The 20,123-nt window shown below is 65.9% G+C and carries 24 protein-coding genes and 1 tRNA gene; 12 read left to right on the top strand and 13 right to left on the bottom strand.

The window, feature by feature from the left end; genetic code table 11:
• The first annotated feature begins 136 nt into the window (after window positions 1–136).
• From D8896_RS15105 to D8896_RS20080, 3 genes are read left to right on the top strand one after another with little or no spacing between them, the layout of a single operon-like run.
• Window positions 137–526, top strand: coding sequence for a type IV pilin (locus tag D8896_RS15105; protein ID WP_121822943.1), 390 nt, complete (start codon window positions 137–139; stop codon window positions 524–526).
• The gene (locus tag D8896_RS19880) at window positions 523–933 is read left to right on the top strand and encodes an archaellin/type IV pilin N-terminal domain-containing protein (RefSeq protein ID WP_121822942.1); all 411 of its coding nucleotides are present in this window, start codon (window positions 523–525) and stop codon (window positions 931–933) included. The genes D8896_RS15105 and D8896_RS19880 overlap by 4 nt, the downstream gene beginning before the upstream one ends.
• Before the next feature lie 45 nt (window positions 934–978).
• The gene (locus D8896_RS20080) at window positions 979–1,332 is read left to right on the top strand and encodes a type IV pilin (RefSeq protein ID WP_375137064.1); all 354 of its coding nucleotides are present in this window, start codon (window positions 979–981) and stop codon (window positions 1,330–1,332) included.
• 226 nt (window positions 1,333–1,558) lie between these two features.
• On the opposite strand, the gene D8896_RS15090 is transcribed toward D8896_RS20080, so the two are convergent.
• Window positions 1,559–1,816, bottom strand: a complete 258-nt coding sequence (locus D8896_RS15090) for a DUF7386 family protein (protein WP_121822940.1) — start codon at window positions 1,814–1,816, stop codon at window positions 1,559–1,561.
• 244 nt (window positions 1,817–2,060) lie between these two features.
• Window positions 2,061–2,285: a hypothetical protein gene (locus tag D8896_RS15085; RefSeq protein WP_121822939.1), complete on the bottom strand. Its 225-nt coding sequence runs from the start codon at window positions 2,283–2,285 to the stop codon at window positions 2,061–2,063.
• Between the two features lie 119 nt (window positions 2,286–2,404).
• Between D8896_RS15085 and D8896_RS15080 the strand changes: the two genes are divergently transcribed.
• The 7 genes from D8896_RS15080 (at window position 2,405) to D8896_RS19525 (ending at window position 8,115) form a co-directional block, all read left to right on the top strand.
• A complete protein-coding gene (locus D8896_RS15080) occupies window positions 2,405–2,836 on the top strand; it encodes a hypothetical protein (RefSeq protein ID WP_121822938.1) in 432 nt (143 codons plus the stop codon).
• A 176-nt stretch (window positions 2,837–3,012) separates the two neighbouring features.
• Window positions 3,013–4,797, top strand: coding sequence for a hypothetical protein (locus tag D8896_RS15075; protein ID WP_121822937.1), 1,785 nt, complete (start codon window positions 3,013–3,015; stop codon window positions 4,795–4,797).
• Between the two features lie 3 nt (window positions 4,798–4,800).
• Entirely contained in the window at window positions 4,801–5,370 is a 570-nt protein-coding gene (locus D8896_RS15070; protein ID WP_162991591.1) for a hypothetical protein, read from the top strand.
• The gene (locus D8896_RS15065) at window positions 5,367–6,170 is read left to right on the top strand and encodes a hypothetical protein (RefSeq protein ID WP_121822935.1); all 804 of its coding nucleotides are present in this window, start codon (window positions 5,367–5,369) and stop codon (window positions 6,168–6,170) included. Before D8896_RS15070 ends, D8896_RS15065 begins: the two co-directional genes overlap by 4 nt.
• Window positions 6,167–7,336: a helix-turn-helix domain-containing protein gene (locus tag D8896_RS15060; protein WP_121822934.1), complete on the top strand. Its 1,170-nt coding sequence runs from the start codon at window positions 6,167–6,169 to the stop codon at window positions 7,334–7,336. Before D8896_RS15065 ends, D8896_RS15060 begins: the two co-directional genes overlap by 4 nt.
• Before the next feature lie 163 nt (window positions 7,337–7,499).
• Entirely contained in the window at window positions 7,500–7,886 is a 387-nt protein-coding gene (locus tag D8896_RS15055; RefSeq protein WP_121822953.1) for a hypothetical protein, read from the top strand.
• A 79-nt stretch (window positions 7,887–7,965) separates the two neighbouring features.
• Window positions 7,966–8,115 (top strand): hypothetical protein, encoded by a 150-nt coding sequence (locus D8896_RS19525; protein WP_162991590.1) that lies wholly within the window; start codon window positions 7,966–7,968, stop codon window positions 8,113–8,115.
• 437 nt (window positions 8,116–8,552) lie between these two features.
• Here D8896_RS19525 and D8896_RS15050 read toward each other — a convergent pair whose 3' ends face one another.
• From D8896_RS15050 to D8896_RS15015, 8 genes are all read right to left on the bottom strand, one after another.
• Window positions 8,553–10,172: a DUF7845 domain-containing protein gene (locus D8896_RS15050; protein ID WP_121822933.1), complete on the bottom strand. Its 1,620-nt coding sequence runs from the start codon at window positions 10,170–10,172 to the stop codon at window positions 8,553–8,555.
• Window positions 10,173–10,550: 378 nt separating this feature from the next.
• Window positions 10,551–10,757, bottom strand: coding sequence for a hypothetical protein (locus D8896_RS15045; RefSeq protein WP_121822932.1), 207 nt, complete (start codon window positions 10,755–10,757; stop codon window positions 10,551–10,553).
• Complete coding sequence (locus tag D8896_RS15040) at window positions 10,754–10,966, bottom strand: sigma factor-like helix-turn-helix DNA-binding protein (protein ID WP_121822931.1); 213 nt, start codon at window positions 10,964–10,966, stop codon at window positions 10,754–10,756. The genes D8896_RS15045 and D8896_RS15040 overlap by 4 nt, the downstream gene beginning before the upstream one ends.
• Window positions 10,963–11,193 (bottom strand): DUF7563 family protein, encoded by a 231-nt coding sequence (locus D8896_RS15035; RefSeq protein WP_121822930.1) that lies wholly within the window; start codon window positions 11,191–11,193, stop codon window positions 10,963–10,965. The genes D8896_RS15040 and D8896_RS15035 overlap by 4 nt, the downstream gene beginning before the upstream one ends.
• Window positions 11,194–11,358: 165 nt before the next feature.
• Window positions 11,359–11,431, bottom strand: a tRNA-Arg gene (locus D8896_RS15030).
• 42 nt (window positions 11,432–11,473) lie between these two features.
• On the bottom strand, window positions 11,474–12,853 hold the full coding sequence (locus D8896_RS15025) for an MATE family efflux transporter (RefSeq protein ID WP_121822952.1): 1,380 nt from the start codon (window positions 12,851–12,853) through the stop codon (window positions 11,474–11,476).
• Between the two features lie 151 nt (window positions 12,854–13,004).
• The gene (locus tag D8896_RS15020) at window positions 13,005–13,586 is read right to left on the bottom strand and encodes a 2Fe-2S iron-sulfur cluster-binding protein (RefSeq protein WP_121822929.1); all 582 of its coding nucleotides are present in this window, start codon (window positions 13,584–13,586) and stop codon (window positions 13,005–13,007) included.
• 40 nt (window positions 13,587–13,626) lie between these two features.
• Window positions 13,627–15,102 (bottom strand): DUF4864 domain-containing protein, encoded by a 1,476-nt coding sequence (locus D8896_RS15015; RefSeq protein ID WP_121822928.1) that lies wholly within the window; start codon window positions 15,100–15,102, stop codon window positions 13,627–13,629.
• Window positions 15,103–15,312: 210 nt separating this feature from the next.
• Between D8896_RS15015 and D8896_RS15010 the strand changes: the two genes are divergently transcribed.
• Window positions 15,313–16,227, top strand: a complete 915-nt coding sequence (locus tag D8896_RS15010; RefSeq protein ID WP_121822927.1) for a spondin domain-containing protein — start codon at window positions 15,313–15,315, stop codon at window positions 16,225–16,227.
• A 21-nt stretch (window positions 16,228–16,248) separates the two neighbouring features.
• On the opposite strand, the gene gnd is transcribed toward D8896_RS15010, so the two are convergent.
• The 3 genes from gnd to D8896_RS14995 form a co-directional block, all read right to left on the bottom strand.
• A complete protein-coding gene (gnd, locus tag D8896_RS15005; protein WP_121822926.1) occupies window positions 16,249–17,157 on the bottom strand; it encodes a phosphogluconate dehydrogenase (NAD(+)-dependent, decarboxylating) in 909 nt (302 codons plus the stop codon).
• 107 nt (window positions 17,158–17,264) lie between these two features.
• Entirely contained in the window at window positions 17,265–17,690 is a 426-nt protein-coding gene (locus D8896_RS15000; RefSeq protein WP_121822925.1) for a hypothetical protein, read from the bottom strand.
• Window positions 17,691–17,775: 85 nt separating this feature from the next.
• Window positions 17,776–18,234, bottom strand: coding sequence for a CopD family protein (locus D8896_RS14995; RefSeq protein ID WP_121822924.1), 459 nt, complete (start codon window positions 18,232–18,234; stop codon window positions 17,776–17,778).
• A 197-nt stretch (window positions 18,235–18,431) separates the two neighbouring features.
• Between D8896_RS14995 and D8896_RS14990 the strand changes: the two genes are divergently transcribed.
• Window positions 18,432–20,108, top strand: coding sequence for a hypothetical protein (locus tag D8896_RS14990; protein WP_121822923.1), 1,677 nt, complete (start codon window positions 18,432–18,434; stop codon window positions 20,106–20,108).
• Window positions 20,109–20,123: the final 15 nt, after the last annotated feature.

The following is a 20,123-nucleotide window of genomic DNA, read 5'->3' as shown; positions in this document are numbered from 1 at the left end:
TTTTAGCTAACTGAACCGCTTTGCTTGTGAAGCGGGAAATCTTCGACATGAACCATCGGTGGTTTCCCGCTTCATTCCACTAGTTCTGACGGTCGAAACCGACGCTGTCCAGCGATTCACCAGAGCCAATCAAACTATGAACATCAAGACATTATTCAACACAGACGACGAACGGGCCGTCAGCCCGGTGATCGGCGTTATACTGATGGTTGCCATTACGGTGATCCTGGCAGCTGTCATCGGTGCATTCGTACTCGACTTGGGCCAGGGCCAAGAGGGGAACGTGAACGCAGGTGTATCCTTCGATGCAGACACTGGTAATGACGAGGTAACAGTGACAGTAAATGATATGGGGAACGCCGATACGATAACGGTGAATAGTAACGGAGGTTCGGAAAAAACCCTAGATAGTGTTGGAGCAAGTAAAACGATTGATGTGAACAGCGGTGGGGACACCGTTACTGTTGTCGCCGAACAAGACAGCGGGAATTCCAACGTTATCAATACGTACGAGTACGAAGGATGATGGGAGACATATTTAGTGACGATGAACGGGGTGTCAGCCCGGTTATTGGGGTCATCCTGATGGTTGCCATCACGGTGATCCTCGCTGCCGTTATCGGGGCGTTCGTTCTCGACCTTGGTCAAGGTCAAGAGGGCAATGTCAACGCAGCAGTATCCAACGATGACGGGAGTGTCACTCTCACAGATATCGGTAATGCCGATGGGGTAAAATTCGTTGTTGATGGAACTACGGCAACTGGTAGCGGCAGCAATAGCACGGTAGTCGCCTTGAAGTCTGTCGGTGCAAGCTACACGCTCTCGGACAGCAGTGACATCACTGATGGTGATACAGTGCAGGTTGTCGCATACCAGGGCTCGGACGCCAGCGACACCAACAACGAAAACGTCATCCAAGAAGTGGAGGCTTGAATGAAATTAGAAACCATCAACCGTGACGATCAAGCTGTGAGCCCAGTGATTGGCGTCATCCTCATGGTCGCCATCACTGTGATCCTGGCAGCCGTCATCGGTGCGTTCGTCCTTGACCTCGGCCAAGGTCAGGAAGGGAACGTGAATGCTGGTGTGAGCGTGGACAAGGACACTTCGACAGGAGACATCACGATCACAATCAACGATATGGGGAACGCTGATACTGTCAAGTTGACTAGCATCCCGAGCACTGCGACGGAAGGGACCACCTCGGCAACATCCGTTGGCGCAACGCTCGACATCGAGGACGACGGTGAATCGGGTCAAATCTCCGTCGTAGCTGAGCAGGATGGCGGTAATAGCAACGTCATTCAGACGGTCGAGTACGACTTCAGCTAAATCGATCCGGTCGTTCGCTTATTTTTTCGCGGCTCGCACTACACCAGCAGTCCACCAGCACCAGCGACAGCCACACCAGCTGCCGCCGGACACCGTCGCGAGCTCGGCCTCAGCGAGCACGATCCTCTCACCCTCGTGACGCCCAACGCCGGCAGCTCCGCGGGCCCGAAATGGTCGAAGACAGTTTGAATACAAGAGTTCATTGCCGTGCGAAAATCTTCTACTGTCACCGCCACGGACTCTCGACCCGCGTCCGATACCGTAACCCCACTACGTCGGTGTCGAACCGCTGAATCACCTCCGGGCTAACCTCCCCACGCGCGGCCTGGATGTTCTCCTCGCTCTGCACCAGGTGCGTCAGCGCCGCGTCGAGCACGTCGCTCATCGGCGGGTCGTCGTCGGGGCCACTCGCCACGATCTCGCTCGCCTCCTCGAGGAGCCGCTCGCGCTCGTCGGTGATCTTCAGGCTCGTTCGGCGGGTCACGGCTCACCTGAAAGTATGCACGGGGGGTTCGTTCGCGTCGGACTGGCGTGACTCACTGGTTCGTTCCATATAAAGCGGGTTCGGGGGTGTGGCGTGATCGGGACGGTCCGGACGGTCGTGTCGGTGCAATCTATGCACCGCGGCCCACGCCCACGGTCGAGAAGGTGCATAGATCGCGGATCGGTAATACATCTGTGTCGGACCCCGTGGGGTCGGTCTCGAAGACCGGCTTCGGCGGCTTCAGTCATAGCGCCAGCTCCTCCTCGTCGTCGACGCGAACCGCGATCTCCGGAACGGTTCCCTCCTCGACGGCACGCACTAGGTACGCGCCCGGCGCGACGCGCTGGACGTGCATCTCCTGCTCGTCCGGAACCGTCCCGTCGGTCCCCACGATGCCGTCAAGCCGGAGATCGTCCTTGTCGAGCGATACGGTGGGCGTTCCCTCCCGATTGCACAGTTTTCGGAACATCGGCACGGAGGCGGGCCACCCTATACCTCTTAATTGTTCCGCCGATGGACACCTCGTGATCATGCCAACACCAAAATCCGGAGTTTAACAGCAGGGCGGGTGGCCGCCGTTCCCGCAGCATGGCACTGAATATACCGCAGCAGTACGTGCCTTCCGGCCTCCGCCGGGAGGACGGTATCGACCTCACAGACAGTATCCTCGCGCCGCTGTTCGTCCTGGCGTCGTTCAGCATCGGCGCGGTGGGGACGCTCACGTTCACCGCGCCGCTGAGCCTGGCGCTGTCGGACGCGCTGTACGCTGCCCACGGCACGGAGATCACCTACGCGTTCATCATCTCCATGTCGGTGCTCGTCGTCGGGTGGCTCACCAACGAGAACACACCCGAGGACTACACGGACATCGAGACCATTGTGATGCTCCTCGCGGTCCTGCTGAACGTGCTGACCGCGCTGGTCCCGGCCGTCAGCATCGCGGTGGCCGAAATGTGGTACATCGGGTGGTTTTCGGTGTTCCTCAACGGTGGCGCGTTCTACCTGATCGCCTACAAGTAAATCCGAGATTCGGAGGAAAACACCATGACAAACCGTTTTTCGGAACCCAGTAGAATCGACGGGGACCACTACTGTCCCGAGTGTGAAGCCACGCACGACACGGCGCGCGCGGCGCTGGACTGCGTTGCGGCCCACGCCCAAACGCCCACGTTGCGGGACCGGAAGGGGGTCAGCCGATGACGCGCCGGATCGTCTCCCTCGCACTCGTCGGGTTGCTGCTCGTCTCGTCGCTGGCGGGACCGGCGGCGGCCGCGGCGACTGCGCCCGCGCCGACCCCGGACACTAGAAGCGCGGCGACGGCGACCACGCAGGACAATACCACAGCGGTCGACTACGCGATAGTCGGCACGGCGTCGGTCGGTTGCATGACCAACCCGGCGGCATGCGCGTCCGGCGCGGTCTTGAAGTCCTATTCGACGGATTCGACGGCTGAAGACACGAAAATCAGCCTGCACAGTATCGGTGTCGGAGAGTACGAGAGCGCGACAGCGTATCACTCTTTATTCTCAAACTACTTACAGGACACCGGGACGATTGCGTCTATCGATGCGCGGAACGCTATCGGGACCGCGTACGAGCAGGGTAACACGACGACGACGGCCGACCAGATGGCTCGGTCAGCTATCTATGATTACTACTCGGTCCATATGAAAAACATGCTAAATTACAATAACAAACAGGTAGCTCAATTAGAGTCTGCAACCGAGATTGCCAAAAACTCATCTGAGATAGATGATTCATTTGTTTCTGGAGTAACGCCAGTAGAATATAATGATGTCATCGCCCAGTCTGTCAATGCGTCGACGTTGGTAGACACGAAGACAAAGACGGCGCAGCTACCGAACGGAACTGAAATAAATTATCTCGCTCCTGTCTACGCAGTTCAGTTCTCGGCGGAACAGTCTGGGGTTGAGCATACTGGAACGGCTAGAATCACTCTCGATCCACTGGCAGATTACAACGTCACTCCCGACGGTCATATCCGGTTTGACACTTCTGACAGCGGCGGGACTCATAACTTCATTTCCGAGAATGTGAATTATGTCCAACCAAGTAGCGACGCGCTCACGCCGGAGGATATTGCGGTTGACACACCGAACGGATACATCGAGATTCTGCCGACGATGAATGTCCAAAGTATCAGTAGTAGTGGCCTTGAGTCGGCCACTGTCTACGATTTCCGCGATTGGCTTAACCGGAGCAATGAGATAGATTCGCAATCCGCGACTGTCTCAGGGAACTACGTCAACGGATTCAGTGAGGACATCTACACCGCGCTCGACAACGGGGAGATCTCCGTCTCCGACCTGCGAGGGATCGATGGGCAGGCGCGGCACCTGATCGGCGACGATGACGCCAACGTTACCGACGACAGATATGAGACCGCGGCGCTGACGATGCTCGGAATCGCTCAGCCCAACGCTTCGCAGACTTCCACGATGGTCGTGGAGTACACGGGGTACACCGACCGAACCCGGAACGCGACGACCGGCGAATGGGAGTTCAGCGACCGGGTCGAGGACCGGACGTATCAGGGCCTCCTATTCGCTCAGGAGCTTCCGACCGGTGGCTTCGAGACAGGGACCACGTACAACACGACCGACCTCGACGGCACCGTGGTCATGGCGAACGAGACCGCCGGGACCCAAGACCGGTTCGTGAAAGGCGAGTTCACGATCGAGTCGATGTATAACGAGGACGGCGAGCAGGTCGAGAACACCGATTACGACGAGCCGCGGTACGACTCGTACAACTCGACGGAGTACATCACCTACATCAACAAGTCGACGGGAGCGTGGGAGGACGCCCTGAGCGAAGAAGAATCGGGCCCGTCGACCGGAGGGGGTGGCGGTATCAGCCTCCCAGATGTTGACGGCCTCGACCCCGGCAGCATCTTCGGGGGCGTCGTGATCATGGTGCTCGCCGGGGGCGCTGTCGTCGTAGTCGTCCTGCGAGGCTAACCCATGCGCCGCTTCTTTTCCGCGCTGCTGCTGGTGACAGCGGTGGCTCTGGCGATGGGCATGGGCGGATGGGCCGCGGTCGAGCCGGTAGCCGCACAGGAAAACCAGAGCGCCAATCAGACGACCGCCGCACCGCCGTCGACGGCGAACGGAACGCTGGCGCTGTCCGACGCCGCCCGCATCACGCACTGGGAATTCGAAGACGAGACCGTGCACGTCACGGTCGAACTGGAGATCTCCCGAACGGTGACAATCTCGGACAGCGTGGTCGGACTGAACAGCAGCGGCGCGTCACGGCCGCCGTCGCAATCGTGGTCCCTGTCGCGCGGCACGCATAACCTGACGATGCCGGTCGAGCGGGTCCGAGGGGGCATGGCCGTCGAAGTCGAGACGGCGGGCGGGAGCTATGTTCTCCGGCACGCGATGGACCCGCCGGAGGACGGTGCGAACCCGTTCGAGACCTTCGGCGGCGAATCCGGCCTCTTCTGGGGTGTCGGGATGACTGTCATCGTAGCCGCGCTGGCCGCGTGGTACACCGTCCGGACCGAAGCCAGCGGGGTGGTCGAAGCATGAGCGACACCAGCGGGACGTTCCAGAACTGGCGGGACCGTCTCACCTTCATCGTCGCGGAAGCCCAGCTGCTCGTCGCTGGCCTTCTGGTGTCGGTCGGGATCATCCTCCTCTGGTACAAGCCCAGCGTACCGGGTATTCCACCGGTCGCGGGCGGCATGTTCGCAGCGCTGCTGTTGCTCGGGCCGCCGTTATTCGGCCTATTCGTCAGCGGCGCGCGGTGGCTCCGACGCCGGAATATGGTCGAAGTGTTCCACATCAACGGCGTCGACGACACGCGCCGGAAGCTGTACGTCGCGCCCGAACTGTGGGACGAGAAGACCGTCGAAGGGCCGTCGCCGTACGTCTGCAACGACGGTGACGCCTACGAAGTCCGCGAGTTCACCCACCACGACGACGCCGATCAGCTCGTCGTTCGCGGGACGTACTTCAGCCAACTCGCGGACTCGAAGATGGTGACGGTGAAGGCCATGCTGGAGGACATTCACGGGGACCTCGTGGATGCGTTCCTTGAGTACAACCGGCTCCGCGGCCGAATCTCCAAGATGGGACTGGAGATACAGCGGGACGTGGTCAACGAAGAAGCGGAAGCCGACGAACGCGGGCTGATGAACCCGAAAACGACCGTCAAAGAGCACTTCGAGGACGCCAAGCAGGACGCCGAGGAGCGCGACGTAGACGAGATCAAGGACGTCACCGAGTACGTCGAGGAGTACACGGACGCCCACGGTCGGAGAACGCCGGTGACTGAGGACGAACCTGCCACGAACCAGGCGGCGACCAACGGAGGAACCGAGCGATGAGCGACGAGCAAGACAACTACACGGTCGGCGGCTTCCGGGAGTATCAGGACGGCAACCGCGAACGCGACCCCGACGAGGTGCTTCCGCACTCGGCGTTCGTCCGGGACGAGAAGGTCGATCGTCAGCTGGCGATGCGTGCGATCCACCACGATCCCGACCGGTGGGACGGCAAAGCGTCCGCCGACTACCTCCAGGTGGGGAAGAATCGCGACATCCTCCGCGCCGAGGGAAGCGAAACTGCCCGGCAGGCGATGGAGAACGGCGACACCGTGACGCTGAAGCACTTCATCGGCGACCCGTCCCAGCAGGCCGACATGGCCGGCATCAAGACCGTTACCCGGCTACAGGAGATCGTCGCCGGTGCCGCGCCGGTCATCGTGGTGTTGGGCGAGATGGGCGCGGGGAAGTCCGACTTCGCGGGGCTTCTCGGGCAGCTCCGACAGCGGTGGGTTGACGGAAATCTCCTGGTCGGTTCGAACATCCGAACCCTTGACCGAAACGACGACTGGGTTCGGGAGGACGGAAGTGTCGACGACGGCTGGATACCGAACTATCCGCTGCTGACCGAATGGGTCGAACAGGACGGCGACCCCGTCGAGAATCCCCAGCAGCCGAAGTTATTCATCGGCGACGAGTTCAGCAGCGCCGCGAGTGGCTCCGGCAAGCAAGGTCACAAGGTCCGGAAGTTGATGGGGCCGCTGGTGTTCAAGATCCGCAAGTACGGCGGCGCGCTCATCTACATCGGTCACGACGAGTCGAGCATCCACCCGCTGCTGTGGCGGGTCGGCACGATTATCAAGAAACAGTCGAAGAAGAAGGCGGTCGTCGCCGACCGCATCTCGGGCGGGAAGCTCGTCGACGTGGACCCACGGCCGCTGGAAGGCATCCCACCGACAGACTGGAACATGGCAACCGAGGAAGCGTCCGACTGGTCATGGAACGCACCGAAAGGCGACGAGAAGGATGGCGAGGCAGTCGCCGAGGAGGACGTGAAACGCGTGTCCATGTGGACGATGAAGGCATGTCGGGACCAGGGCATGTCGCCCCGTGCAATCGCCGAATATGTTCCGTACAGCCACACAACCGTCCGAAACTGGCTGAACGACTACGACGACGGCGGGGAAAAGCGCGACTGGGTTTCCACAGTCGAGCAGGTGATTGCATGAGAGCGTCGGGATGGCAGCATGCAAAGCGCAAGCGACTCCCCTTTAGCCCATGCGCCGCGTGGCACCCTGGCGGGAGCCACGCGACCCCGATGGGCGCGCGGTCGCTCCGGCGACGGAGGAGTATATATATCAGCGCGCGACGAGCGCGGGAGGCGCGATCGGCGTGAGCAAGAATCGGTCCCACCGGGCGAACCGCTACGGCACGCTGGCCGAGCGCCACCTGGCCGAGGAGTACCGCCTCGACCTCGACCGATGCAGCTGGCACGACGCCCGCGACGCCGACGGCCGCCCGTGGGAGTTGAAGGCCGCAATGATCGAACACTCGGACGGCCAGCCCGGCACGTTCAAGCTGTACAAGCAGTATCACGGCCGCCTCCGGGACCACGACGGGATGTACGCGTTTGCCGCGTACAAGCCGTGGGGGCGAGGCATTCGGGTACTCAAGTCGAAAGCGGTTCACTCGTCAAAACTCCCGATGCTCCGGTGGCATGGCGGGGGCGACCATCGGGATACGAAGCAGGCGAAGGTGGCGATCGCGGACGTGTTCTAACCCGTGTCCGGTTCACATGATATTCGGGAGCACAGCCCTCAGAACCTCTATAAACAGATGAGTTCTACAGTATATAATCATGGATGACGACGATAGCAAACCAGAGCTTGCTCTCGGGGATCCGTTCCTTCTATTCAATCTCTTTCAGTCGGACGTGATCGCGGCGGAAGTCGACTGGGATGACGAGCGATTCGTCTTCTATCCCGTCAATACACCCCCTTCGGAGTGAGCATTTCCGGGAAGCCCACCGTGTTTTCCCTTAGCCCAGTTTACAAGTGATGAGAATGATCACACCTGTATGAACGACAGCCTGAATCCCCACCCCTTACCTATCACCGAGGCTGTCGTTCACCTCTGTCTACCGTGGGCATCTCCGGTGCAGGGGTTCGGAACTACACACGGCCAACCCCCGTTTCGATTGTTTCGTGTGGAACAACTGGAGTTCGCGGCTGCTGGGTAATTTTTTTCGCTCGTGCCCTTAGGCACACTCCGTAAGGGGGATCTCCCGCGCGGCGGGAGGAACCCCGGCCCACTACGCCCACGGCGACGGCGACGATCTCCTTCGTCACCCCGAGAAGTACAACCAGCGTTGCCACTCACCGGCCGTGAGTACCAACTGAACTTGTAGAAAAGGGGCCGTCCGACAGTGTTGCCACTACGCCGTCGTCACGCGAGGTTCGCACCGACGATCCCCGTCTGCATACCAGACGCCGACTCGCGCCACTCGACGGTCATCTCCCGGAGCGTCCGCGGGTCGCGCCCGTCCTTAGTCCAAGCCGTCAGCGCCTCGTCGAGCACATCCGCGACGCGGGGCTTGCTCGTCGCCTTCAGCTCCGAGAGGATCGTGTCGATCCGGAGCTTCTTCCCGTCGCCGCCGGTCGCGTCGACCACCTCCGCGGCGTACTTGTTCAGCCACTTCTGCCACGCGCTCGATGCCGCCTGCCGGGTGTCGACGTTCAGTAGCTTCGCCGCCCGATCGGCCGCGTTCGTGAGGCTGAACATCTCGTCCTCGACGAGCGCGGCGACCTCCTGCTCGACCTTCTTCGAGACGAACCCGACGCTGGCGTTGTCGTTCCGTACGATCGCCCCGAGGCGCTTCAGCGCCCGGTAGATCGTACTGATACCGCGGTCCGTCTCCGCGGCCAGTTCCTCCGGGTGCTTCTCGCCGCCGTCCTGAGCGAGCGACTCCAGGACCTCCTTGTCCGAGGGGGTCATGTCCGAAAGTGTCGTCACCAGCAGCGACTCCTGCTCGGCTTCCATCTCCGGCGTGGGGTCATCGTAGAGCGTGAGGGGGCGCTCACTCGCCCGCACCGAAAAATGGTCGTCGGCGACGAACGTCGTCGGGTCGGGTTTCGTCGGGATGCCCGACCACGAAAGCGCGTTGATGAGCGTCTCGTCGATCTCCCGCCGGAGCTGGTCGCGGTCGCTCCAGGCGAACGCGTGGCCGTTCAGCGACTTCTTCACCAGTACCCCGACCTTGGGGTGATACAGCGGGTCGTCCTCCTTCTCGTCGTCCTCACGGACGTGTCGCGGGTGGTAGTGCTTCAACTGCTTCCCGTACCGGTGCTCGCCGACGAGCCGCTTCGCGTCGGCCTTCGGGATGATCGCCCGGTGGTTCTTTCCGACGATCTCCTCGTTGTCCACCTTGTACTCGAACTTGCTCCCGCGCTCGGTCGCACACAGGTTCAACAGGCGGTGCATCAACCCGGTCCGGCCCACCAGCTTCTTGCCCATGTTCCGGGTGACGCGGACGTACCGCTCGTAGGTCGTTATGTTGCTGAACTCGTGGGGCTGGCCGTCGAAGTAGTCCGGGTTCACGTACTTCCCACCCTGCTCCGCGAGCACCTGGACGAACTCCGGTAGCAGGTCCCGGTACTCCTCCGGTTCCAGATTGCTCCCGCCGAAACTGACGTTCACACCCTCGTCGAGGTCGTGGTTGTCGAAGGGGGAGCTGATCTGCTTGCCACTCTCGTAGTGGCGCATGTTCTCGAAGCGGGGCTGAATCAGGAAGTTCGCCTTCCGCTCGCCCTCGCCGTACGCGCCGATGCGGTACTCGTAGAGGCGATCGCCGCCCACGTCGTCGGTCGGCCGCGGCGCGATGCCACCCTGCTGGTACTTGAGGTTCACCGTCCACTCCTCGCCGTCGACCTCGACGGTGATCTCCCCGCTGAACCCGTCGAAGCCGTTCAGCAGCAGCGCGCCCACGGCCCAATACGGCGACAGGCCGTTGCGGACGTACACCAGATTCCCCTCGCACTCGTGGGGTGCGGTGGCGACGTGGCTCATAGCGGACCTTTCCGAGCGGTTCGCTCCTCATCGGCACAGTCCGGGCAGAACCGGCGCGGACCGTACCGACGGGTATCGCCCTCGTCGCCGCACCGGTCACAGTCGGCGTCGACGACGCGATTCACCGCGATCCCTCCTGATCGGCATCCGTGTCTACTTCACAGACTGCTTGAGGGCCGACTCTCCAACAAGACCCTGACTCTCCGTCATCTATGACGTATAGAGTCGTGGTCAGATGATGGAAATATCCGGCTATGACGCCCTCTCTCTGGTCATCTCGTTTCGGGGGGACGAACTCAACACGCGCCCCGATGCAAAGTTCTAATCTGTGATCGCAGTTATCAGGGCAACCAGTACCGTCCGTTGACTTCTCGGAAGTCATCGGCTTTCCTCCCGGCGGTCGCGTTGCTCCGCTATCTCGGAGATTGCCGCCGCCCGAGCCGCTTCCCACGCGGTCCCGAAGTCCGCTTCCTCGTCATTCAGGCGACGGCCAATGTTCTCCCGAGCGGCCTCGACGGCGACGCGCTTCGCCGTCCGCGTTTCCGCGAACCGAAACATCCAGTCCGGGAAGTCCTTCCGCGTCATGCCGACCCCTCCCCGTCGAGCCGCTTCTCGGCGCGGCGAAGCAGGTTGCCGACCGTACCGGGCTCGCGCTCTGTCTTTCGAGCGTGTTCGCGGACGCCGACGCCGTTCAGCCGGACGGCAACGTACGCACGGCGCTGGGCTTCGGTGAGCCGGGACAGGTCCACGTCGGTTCTGGTGCCGAACTCGGTGAGGCGCGCCTGTCCGTTCATGCAACCTCACCCCCGTGACGCCCGGGTGCCTGCTCGGGGTCGGGCGTCTCGACGTCGAGGCCGGCGGCGCTCCCTTCGGTGAGTCGCCGCCAGGAGTCACAGCTGGGACAGCGGTGGGCGCGGTCGTCGCTGTCGCCGTACACGCGCCGGAACCCGTCCGATACGTGGGCGTCGCAGTGGGCGCACGTCGATCGACCGCCGAACGCGACGGCGTTCACGCCGACCACCCCGCGTTTGCGCAGGTTATCGCCCGACGACGGCGGGCCGCGGTCCGAACCGTGTTGGTATCAGATTTTAGCCCCCGTCGACAAAACGCCGAACCGCCGGAAACCAGCGGTATCGGCGTCGCTACCGAGGAAACTGATTTAGTTGCGAAACGTGCCGTCTGCGGACGGGCGCGACGGGATTTGAACCCGCGGCATCTTGGTCCGGAACCAAGTGCTCTGTCCGCTGAGCTACGCGCCCTCACTCCTTCGTAGCACCGACCGCGGTATAACGGTTGTGAACTTACTCCTCCGGGGCGGCTCCCGGCGTCGGCGTCGGGTCGCTCTCGTCCTCGATCACCCGCTTCTTCCAGGTACCGCGGGTGAACCAGAGGCCGGCAGCGATCGCGCCGACGACGTTGCCGAGCGCCATCCCGACCCAGACGCCGGTCGCGCCCCAGTTCGCGACAAAGGCGAGGTAGTACACGGTGGGGACGCGGCCGATCCACAGCGCCACCAGCGAGAACGCCAGCGCGGTCTTGGTGTTGCCCGCGCCGCGGTACGCGCCCAGCAGGACCTGCGTGATCCCGATGAAGGCGAACTCAAGGGCGCGGATCCGAAGGTACTCGCTGCCGAGGCGGACGGTCTCGTCAGCCCCCGGCGTGTCCGGGCCGATGAAGACGCCGACGATGGGGTCGGGGAACGCGGCGGCGACGACCGCGACGACCACCATCACGCCGGCGGCGGTCTTGGCGGCGAGCCACACCGCCGACTCGGCGCGGGACTCCTTGCCCGCGCCGAGGTTCTGCCCGACCATCGTGTTCGTCGCGCGGCCCAGTCCCATCGCGGGGAGGAACACGAGCGAGACGAGGCGGTTGCCGAGTCCGTAGGCGGCGACGACCGGCGGCGCGAACGTGACGACCATCGCCGTCAGGGTGATCATCGCCAGCGCGCTGGTCGACTGTTCGAGCGCGCTGGGCGTGCCGATGCGGACGATCTCCCAGACGGTGTCGAGGTCCGGGAGCAGGTCGGCCGCCGAGACGTTCGGACCGGCGGTCGTGAAAAAGAGGACGTACAGCCCGAGCGCCGAGGCAGCGCCGCGGGAGATGATCGTCGCCAGCGCCGCGCCGACGATGCCGTACGCCTCGAACGGGCCCCAGCCGAAGATGAGGACGGGGTCGAGCACGACGTTCAGCGCGACGGAGAACAGCATCACGCGCATCGGCGTCTTCGTGTCGCCGTAGCCCCGCATCAGCGCCGAGAACACGAAGAAGCCGAAGAGAAACGGAAGCCCGAGGAAGAACACCTCCATGTAGTCGGCCGCGAGCGGGACGACGCGTGCCGTCGTCTCGGCCTGACTGGGCAAAAGCGAGAGCAGGTCCCGCGTCAGCAGGTAGCCGAGGGCGCTCAGGCCGAGCGCGAGCAGCGTGACAAAGGAGAGCGTCTGGCCCGCGACGGCCCCGGCCGAGCGCTCGCTCTCGGCACCGGTGTACTGCGCGACGAGGATGCTTCCGGCGGTCGTGAAGCCGCCGGCGACGGAGATGAGCAGAAAGATGAGCGGGAAGGCGAGGCTCATCGCCCCGACCGCGTCGGCCGAGAGCTGGCCGAGCCAGAACGTGTCGGTGACGTTGTAGGCGACCTGCAGGAGCTGGATCACCACGATGGGCCAGGCGAGCTTGAACATCGGGCGCACCAGGCTCCCCTCGGTGATCGATGCGTCGTGTGCCTCGGCGCTCACTGTATTTCGAAACGAAACCGGTGTAGTTCAACGCTACGATCCGGGCGCGGCGGCTGTAGGAGAGATTCGAACGGCCGAAAAGGGTGTTCGTCGGGCGTTACGGCGATTCGCTGGTCTCCAGCGAGAACTCGCCGCGCGGGTAGGCGACGCAGGTGAGGGTGTAGCCGTCGCCGAGTTCGTTCTCGTCCAGCATCTCCTGGTCGTCGTGCTCGACGAACTCAGTCGAGTCGCCGTCTGGGATGCGGCCCGCACAGGAGACACACTGGCCCTGCCGGCAGGCGTAGGGGAGGTCCCAGTCCTCGTCCTCGCCGGCCTCCAGCAGCGTCTCGTTGTTGGCGACCTCGATCGTCTCGCCCTGCTTGACGTACTCGACCTCGAAGTACTCGACCTCGTCCTCGGAGATGTCGCCGGGACCGGACGACTCCTCGGCCTCGCCGCCCTCGCCCTCGAGTTCGCCGCCGGCCTCGCCGGCCGGGATCGCGCCCGCGCCCCCACCGCCGCCGATCGCCCGGTTCATCGGCTCGGGGAAGTCAGTCTCGGGCACCGATTCGGCCCGCCGTTCGAGGAGTTCCTGGGAGATGTCCTCGTTGGCCGTCCACTCGGTCCCGCGCGAGAAATGCAGGATCACTGCCGTCAGCGTCAGCAGTAACCCGAGTCCGAGCCCGATTTCGTTCACCATATGCCCGAAGGTTGGCAATCCTGGTTTAATTCCCTTGTGATCATCCGCGCCGCCGCGGCGTCCCGCCGGCGCGGGTCGTCGCCGTGGCAGGGGGTTCGGAGGCCGCTGCGTCCGCGGCCGAGCTGGCGTCCGCAGCCGTCGCTGTCGCGCTCGCGTTCGCGGTGGTCGTGGCGTTCGTCGTTCCGTCGACGCCGTCGGCGTTCACCCCGCCCTCGCCGTAGATCGTCGCCCCGCTGCCGGTGGTCCCGTTGTCGACCCGTGCGACGCCGTCGGTCAGCCAGCAGCCGTCGTCCGCCCTGCGGACCAGCCCCCACTCGTACGTCGCGGTCCCGTTCGGTCCCGCGACCGTCACCTGCTGGCTTGCGGTCTCCCCGTCGCGCTCTAGCGGGCCGAACGTCACGCGGTCGTACCGGTACAGCGGCCGGTACTCGGCGGCCGTCATCCGGTCCTCGAAGCCGGAGTACCCCTTGTTGAAGCGCTTGCTCGCGTAGGAGGCGAACCGCCAGAGGGTCCGGACCCCGTCGTTCGTCTCGGGGTCGTTCTGTCGGAGCGCACCGACCTGGATCCGGACCACGAGCGCCGGGGGCCGTTTGCAGTTCGGCTCCATCCGCACGTAGCGCCGCTGGTCGGTCTCCGTGGTGCCTTCGGTCGTCCACGCCGCCTGTCCCCGACGGAGCGAGGTCGCGGCCTCGCTCCCCGGAGCCTCGGTCGGCGCGTCGATGGTCGCGGCCGACGGCACGTCAGCGGACCCACCGCTGCCCGGTGTCGGACCGATCACGGCCAGCCCCAGCGCCGCGCCCAGCAGGACCGCGGTGACGATGGCGACCCCGACGGCACGGCTCGGCCCGTCGCCTCCGGTGCCGCCGTCCTGCAGCGACCGGTTTCCCCCGGTCCCAGTCGTCGTTGCCCGGCCCGTGTCGGTCGGCGGGGCCGACGCCGGATCGGGCGGGGGGACCGACGAGTCCGCCGTCCGGTCCCCCGGCTCGTTCAGGGCGGTTGTTTCGGCCGTTGATTCTCCCGTACCGGGAGGTTCGGCGGGACCGCGACGGCGGCTGGCCGTGGCGGGCGACGCGTCGACGGCCGCGAGCGCGTCGTCGGGGGACTGGGTCCACCCCGACGGCGGAGCCACCGCTTCGACGCCGAAGTGCCGGTCCAGCAGCGCCGCCCGGTCAGCCGGGGAGACGCCGTACGCCAGCCGGCCGTACAGGTCGGCGGGATCCAGCACGGTCACGCTCGCATCCACCGGGTCGACGGCGTCGTTCAGTTCGGCGGCGTCGTCACCGGCGGGTACGACCACGGCGTCGAACGAGCCCGCGTCGGGCCAGTCCTCGTCGCCCGGCCCGGTATCGCCGGTCCCGAGGACGCGGAGTCGACGCGTCTCTCCTGCCTGGGTGGCCGTGACTGTCGCTCCGTCACTCGTCGTCTCCCAGCCGCCGGCCGCCCGGAGGTCGGCGACGAACGCGGCGACGGCTGCGGCGGACCGGTCGCGGAGCGCGTCGTCGAACGCGACGGGCATCCCACGTCGCTTAGGGATGCTACCACTTCACACTGTGGGCGACGTGAGCCGCGATCGCACGACCTCCCGGTGACTGACTTGCGCCGATATCGTCCCCCCATCCGGGGGAGAACTGGGAGGAAATTTGGTCGGAGCCCGCCCGTAGTTCGGACCGATCTTGTCCAGTAGTTGAAAAATATACTTTCCCCAGTTCCCCGTCGTCCGGGACGCATGGCACACCACACGACGCGACGACGCCTGCTCCGTGGCTCCGGTAGCCTCGCGATGCTTGCGCTCGCCGGCTGTCTCGGCGGCGATGACGACGGCATGGACGACGGAACCACCTCCGCGGCGGACGGCATGGACGACGATGGAATGGACGACGACGGGATGGCCGAAACCAGCACCGACGAGGAGGGCGGGATGAACGAGGGGGAGGACTCGATGATGGAGACGGCGACGGTGACGGTTCGGGTCGAGAACGCCGCCCCGGTCGACTTCTACCCCGACGACGCCTCGACGAACGGCGCGGTCTGGTTCACCCCCGGGGCGTACGCCGTCCACACCGGCGAGAACCCGGTGTACACGGCCGGCGAGGTGGCCTCCGTCGGGCTCGAAGCGCTCGCCGAGGCCGGCCCGCCGACCGGGTTCGAAGGCGAACCGGGTCTGGTCGACGAGCTCGGCGACTCGATGGACGTCGTCCACGCAGGGGCGTACACGCCCGAAGACACCGTCGCGGACCCGAACGACCCGATGGGCGAGGTGCCGGGTGCGCCGCCGATCGCACCCGGCGGCGCGTTCGAGTTCGACGTCGAGGCCGAACCGGGGCACCGCCTCTCACTGGCGTCGATGTTCGTCCCGTCGAACGACGTGTTCGTCTCGGCCGATTCGGCGGGGATCCCGCTCTGGCCCGAGGACGGGGGCCCGGTCGACGGCGACGTGTCGGACCACCTGCTGTTCCTCGACGCCGGGACCGAGCCGAACGCCGAGCCGCCCGGGTTCGGGCCGGACCAGGCACCCGCACAGGACGCGCCGGCCCAGGGGGACGACGAGAACGGGGTCGTCCGGCCGCTCTCGGCGGTCGACGACGGCCACGACTACCCCGCCGTCACGGATGCGATCCGGGTGACGCTGACGCCGCAGTAGGGCGTTCCGGGGACCGCAGCGTCACTCCTCCCGAGCGACCTCGTGCCGACCGAAGCCGTACCGTAGCCGATTCGCCAGCCGCCGGGAGAACCGTCCCGCGCCGTCGCCGGTCGCCCGCGACCCGAACCGCTCGGAGAGCGCGGCGTAGATGAGCGGGAGTGGCACCTCCTGTTCGAGGGCCTCCTGCACCGTCCAGGTGCCGGTGGAGCCGCCGGCGACGTGGTCCGCGACGGTGCCCAGGTCGGTGCCTTCCTCGCGGAACGCCTCCTCGCACAGTTCCAGCAGCCACGAGCGGATCACCGCCCCGTTGTTCCAGGTGCGCGCCACGGCTTCGAGGTCCAGGTCGTACCGGCCCTCGTGGAGCAGTTCGAACCCCTCGCCGTACGCCTGCATCAGCGCGTACTCGACGCCGTTGTGGACCATCTTCACGTAGTGACCCGAACCGGCCGGGCCCATCCGGTCGTGCCCGTCGGGACCGGTTGCGACGGCGTCGAACACGGGTTCGAGTTCCTCGTAGGCCCACTCGGGCCCGCCGACCATCAGCGAGAAGCCCAGTTCAGCGCCGGCCGGCCCGCCGCTGGTGCCACAGTCGAGGTAGGCGGCGTCGGTGTAGTCGGCGCGGCGCACGGAGTCCTCGAAGTGGGAGTTACCGCCGTCGACGACCACGTCGTCGCCGTCGAGATGTGGTTCGAGGTCGTCGAGCGCGGCGTCGACGGCGTCGCCGGCCGGCACCATCAGCCAGATGCGCTTGTCCTCGCCCAGCCGGTCCGCCAGGTTCCGAACCGAATCGGCCGGGGTCGCGCCCGCCTCGGCGGCCGCCGCGACCGACTCCTCGTCGATGTCGAAGGCGACCACGTCGTGGCCCGCGGCGAGCGTTCGCTCGACGACGATCCGCCCCATCCGCCCCAGTCCGATGACGCCCAGTTGCATGGTGCACGCTGTCGTGCCGGGGCAGGTAGTGGTTGCGGTTCGGGCGGGCGGCGTCGTGCCACCACGTCGTTAGCCCGTCGACTGGGGGGCGGGCGCTCGGTGTCCGCCTACCGGCGGCGGTTCCGGAGGCGCTCCCAGCCGACGGCGGTGACGACGACCGTCGAGCCGCCGTACTCGACGTAGACGCCGCTCTCGTGGTCGCCGTCCGCCGGTGCGGTGTGGTACGGCAGGTCCTCCTGAAGCACGTCCACGAGCGCCAGCGCGTCCCGCCCGGTCACGTCGACCGCCGCCCAGTCATCGCGGACGTCCTGTTCCGTCGCCCGTTGCACAGCGGTGCCGACCCCCGGAACCCGGTCGAGAAAGCGCCCGCCGTCGTCGAGCACGTCCGCGCCGGCCGGTGGCTCGTCGACGACGCGTGCCGCGACGCTCGTCGTCGCGCCGTCGTCGCGGTCCCGTCGCCGTAGCAGCCCCAGCGCGGCCGTCGCCCCGACCACGAGTAGCGACAGCACGAGGTCCCTGATCTCGCGATTCATACCGGTTCGTTGGAACTATCCCATAAGTAGTTTTGGGACGCGAGAGACCGCAGTACTGCGCCGCTACGGAACTGTTTCAACGAAGCTAGATGAGCGCGTTCGTCGAGATGAGGCCGGCGTCGACGAGCAGGAGGATCCCGACGACCGACGCCGCCCGGAACAGGGAGAGATACTCCCGGGCCGGCGCGCGGACCTTCTTCTGCTGGAGCCCGTCGGTCAGCTTCGAACTCCCGACCTCGACCAGCGCAGCAAGCACCAGCCAGAGCGCGAGCATCACCAGCACGAGGTTCCCGTTGGTCGTCTCCAGCAGGTTCCGACCGGGGTAGCCGGTGGCCGCCATGTGCCCGCCGGTCAGGAACAGCACCGCCGCGCTGGCCCGCGAGATAGTGGTCAGGCTCCCGGTGATCCGTTCGAGCGGGTCGGCGTTGAGGTGGCCGTCCCGTGCTGCCGGCAGCACGGCGAGCGTGACGAACAGGACGCTGCCCACCCACAGCGCCGCGAACAGCAGATGCGTGGTCCGTATCGCCGTGTCGAGGAGTGACATATCAGGTTGTTGGCGGCAAAGGGTTTGAGCGTTTTCAATGCCGACGGCCGTGCCGGAGCCGTCCCGACGCCGGGTTTCGCGACCCGGTGCTTTATGATTCGCCGGGTGAAACCCGGATTCATGTTCGCAGTGGGTCCCCATCAGACGCTTCCCCGGCAGGGTTCGCCGCCGGTCGCCGGCCGCCGGCCGGTGGTCCGATGAAGCTCTTCCCCTCCCCGCGTCGCAGCGCCCTCGTGGCACGGGTCGAGGTGCGACGCGCGCTCCGCTCGTTCGTCGGCAACCGCACGCGGCTGGCGCTGACGGCGCTGTCCGGCGTGTTCGTCGCGCTGTTCGTCGCGGTGGCGACGTACGGCGTCTACCTCGCGGGCGAGTCGCTCCGCACCGGCGGCGCGCTCGCCGGGTTCGACGTCGGACCGACCGTCCGCGGCGTCGTCGGCCTCGCGGGCGTCGGCCTCGCCGCGCTGGTCGCCGCCCGCGCCGTCGCCAAGCGCGGCGAGGTCCCCGAGGCTGACGGACTCCTGACGACCGTCCCCACCGCCGACGCGGTCGGCGGCATGGTGCTCTCCGAACTCGCGTTCGTCCTGATCTGGACGCTGCCGCCGCTCGGCCTGCTCGCCGGCAGTTTCGCCTACGGCGCGGGCACGCCGACCCCGCTCCTCGCCGTCGTCCCCGTCGTCGCCGTCCTCGGCGCGCTGGCGGTGACGACCGGCTACGCCGCCGGGCTGGTGGTCCGACAGGTCGTCACCCGCCACGAGGTGCTGGCGCGCCACCGGCAGATCCTCTTCGGCCTCGCCTTCCTCGGCTACTTCGCGCTGGTGTTCTCCGGCGGCATCAACCGGCTCGGCGCGCTGCTGCTCGACCCGCTCGCTCGCACTCCGGTCGGCTGGCTCGGGGACCTGCTGTTGCTCGGGACGCCCGGTATCGACGTCTCCCCGTTACGGGCCGCCCTCGGCCCGGTGCTCGTCCTCGTGGCTTCGGTCCCGGTCCTCGCGGGGACGGTCCGGATCGCCGCGCGCCACTGGTTCTCCGACCCGGTGAGCGCGGCCACCGAGGACGACGACGCGGACGCGAACGGCGGCGTCGGCCGGTTCCTCCCGGCCGTCGCCCTGCCGCTCCCGTCGTCCCGGCTCTCCCGGCCGACCCGCGCCGTCGCAGGGACGGTGTTCCGCCGCTCGGTTCGCGCGCCGATCAAGCTCGCATACGTCGCCTACCCGCTGTTCGGCGCGATCCCGCTCGTCCAGACCGCGATCGAACAGGGGCAGGTCCCGGCGTCGTTCCCGTACTTCGTGGCGGTGTACGGCGCGTGGGCCGCCGGCGTCCCCGTCACGCTGAACCTCTTCGGCGACCAGGGGCCGGTGCTCCCGGGGACGCTGACGACGCCGGTCTCGGGGCGGCAGTTCGTCGCCGGCCACGTCGTCGTCGGCGTCGTCGCCGTCGCGCCGCTGGTCACGGTTCTCACCGCGGTCGCCGGCGTCGCCAGCCCGATGCCGCTCGCCCGCGTCGCCGCGGTCACCGCGGGCGCGGCCGTCCTGTCGACGCTGACGCCGCTGCTGGCGACCGGGGTCGGGACGCTGTTCCCGCGCTACGGCTCGGTCACGGTCGTCGGGAGCCGGGAGGCCGTGATGCCGAGCAAGCGGGCGTTCCTGACCTACAGCGCGACGCTCCTCGCCGCCGCCGTCGCCGCCGGCGTGGTGTTCGTCGACGGCGTCAGCGACCTGCTCGCCGCCGGCCTCTCGTTCCTGATCCCGCGGCTCACCGTCTCACCGGGCACGCTTGAACTGGCTGCGGCGGTCGCGCTCGTCGCGCTCGCCGTCGCTCCCTTCGCAGCGGTGGTCTACGCTGTCCGGCGGTTCGAATCGTACCATTTCGACTGACGCCGGCTGCCGGCC

Source organism: Halostella salina (genome assembly GCF_003675855.1).
In the GTDB taxonomy this organism is placed as follows: Archaea; Halobacteriota; Halobacteria; order Halobacteriales; family Natronoarchaeaceae; genus Halostella; species Halostella salina.
The sequence above is the reverse complement of the archived record's forward strand: the minus strand, read 5'-3'. Positions and strand labels throughout refer to the sequence as shown.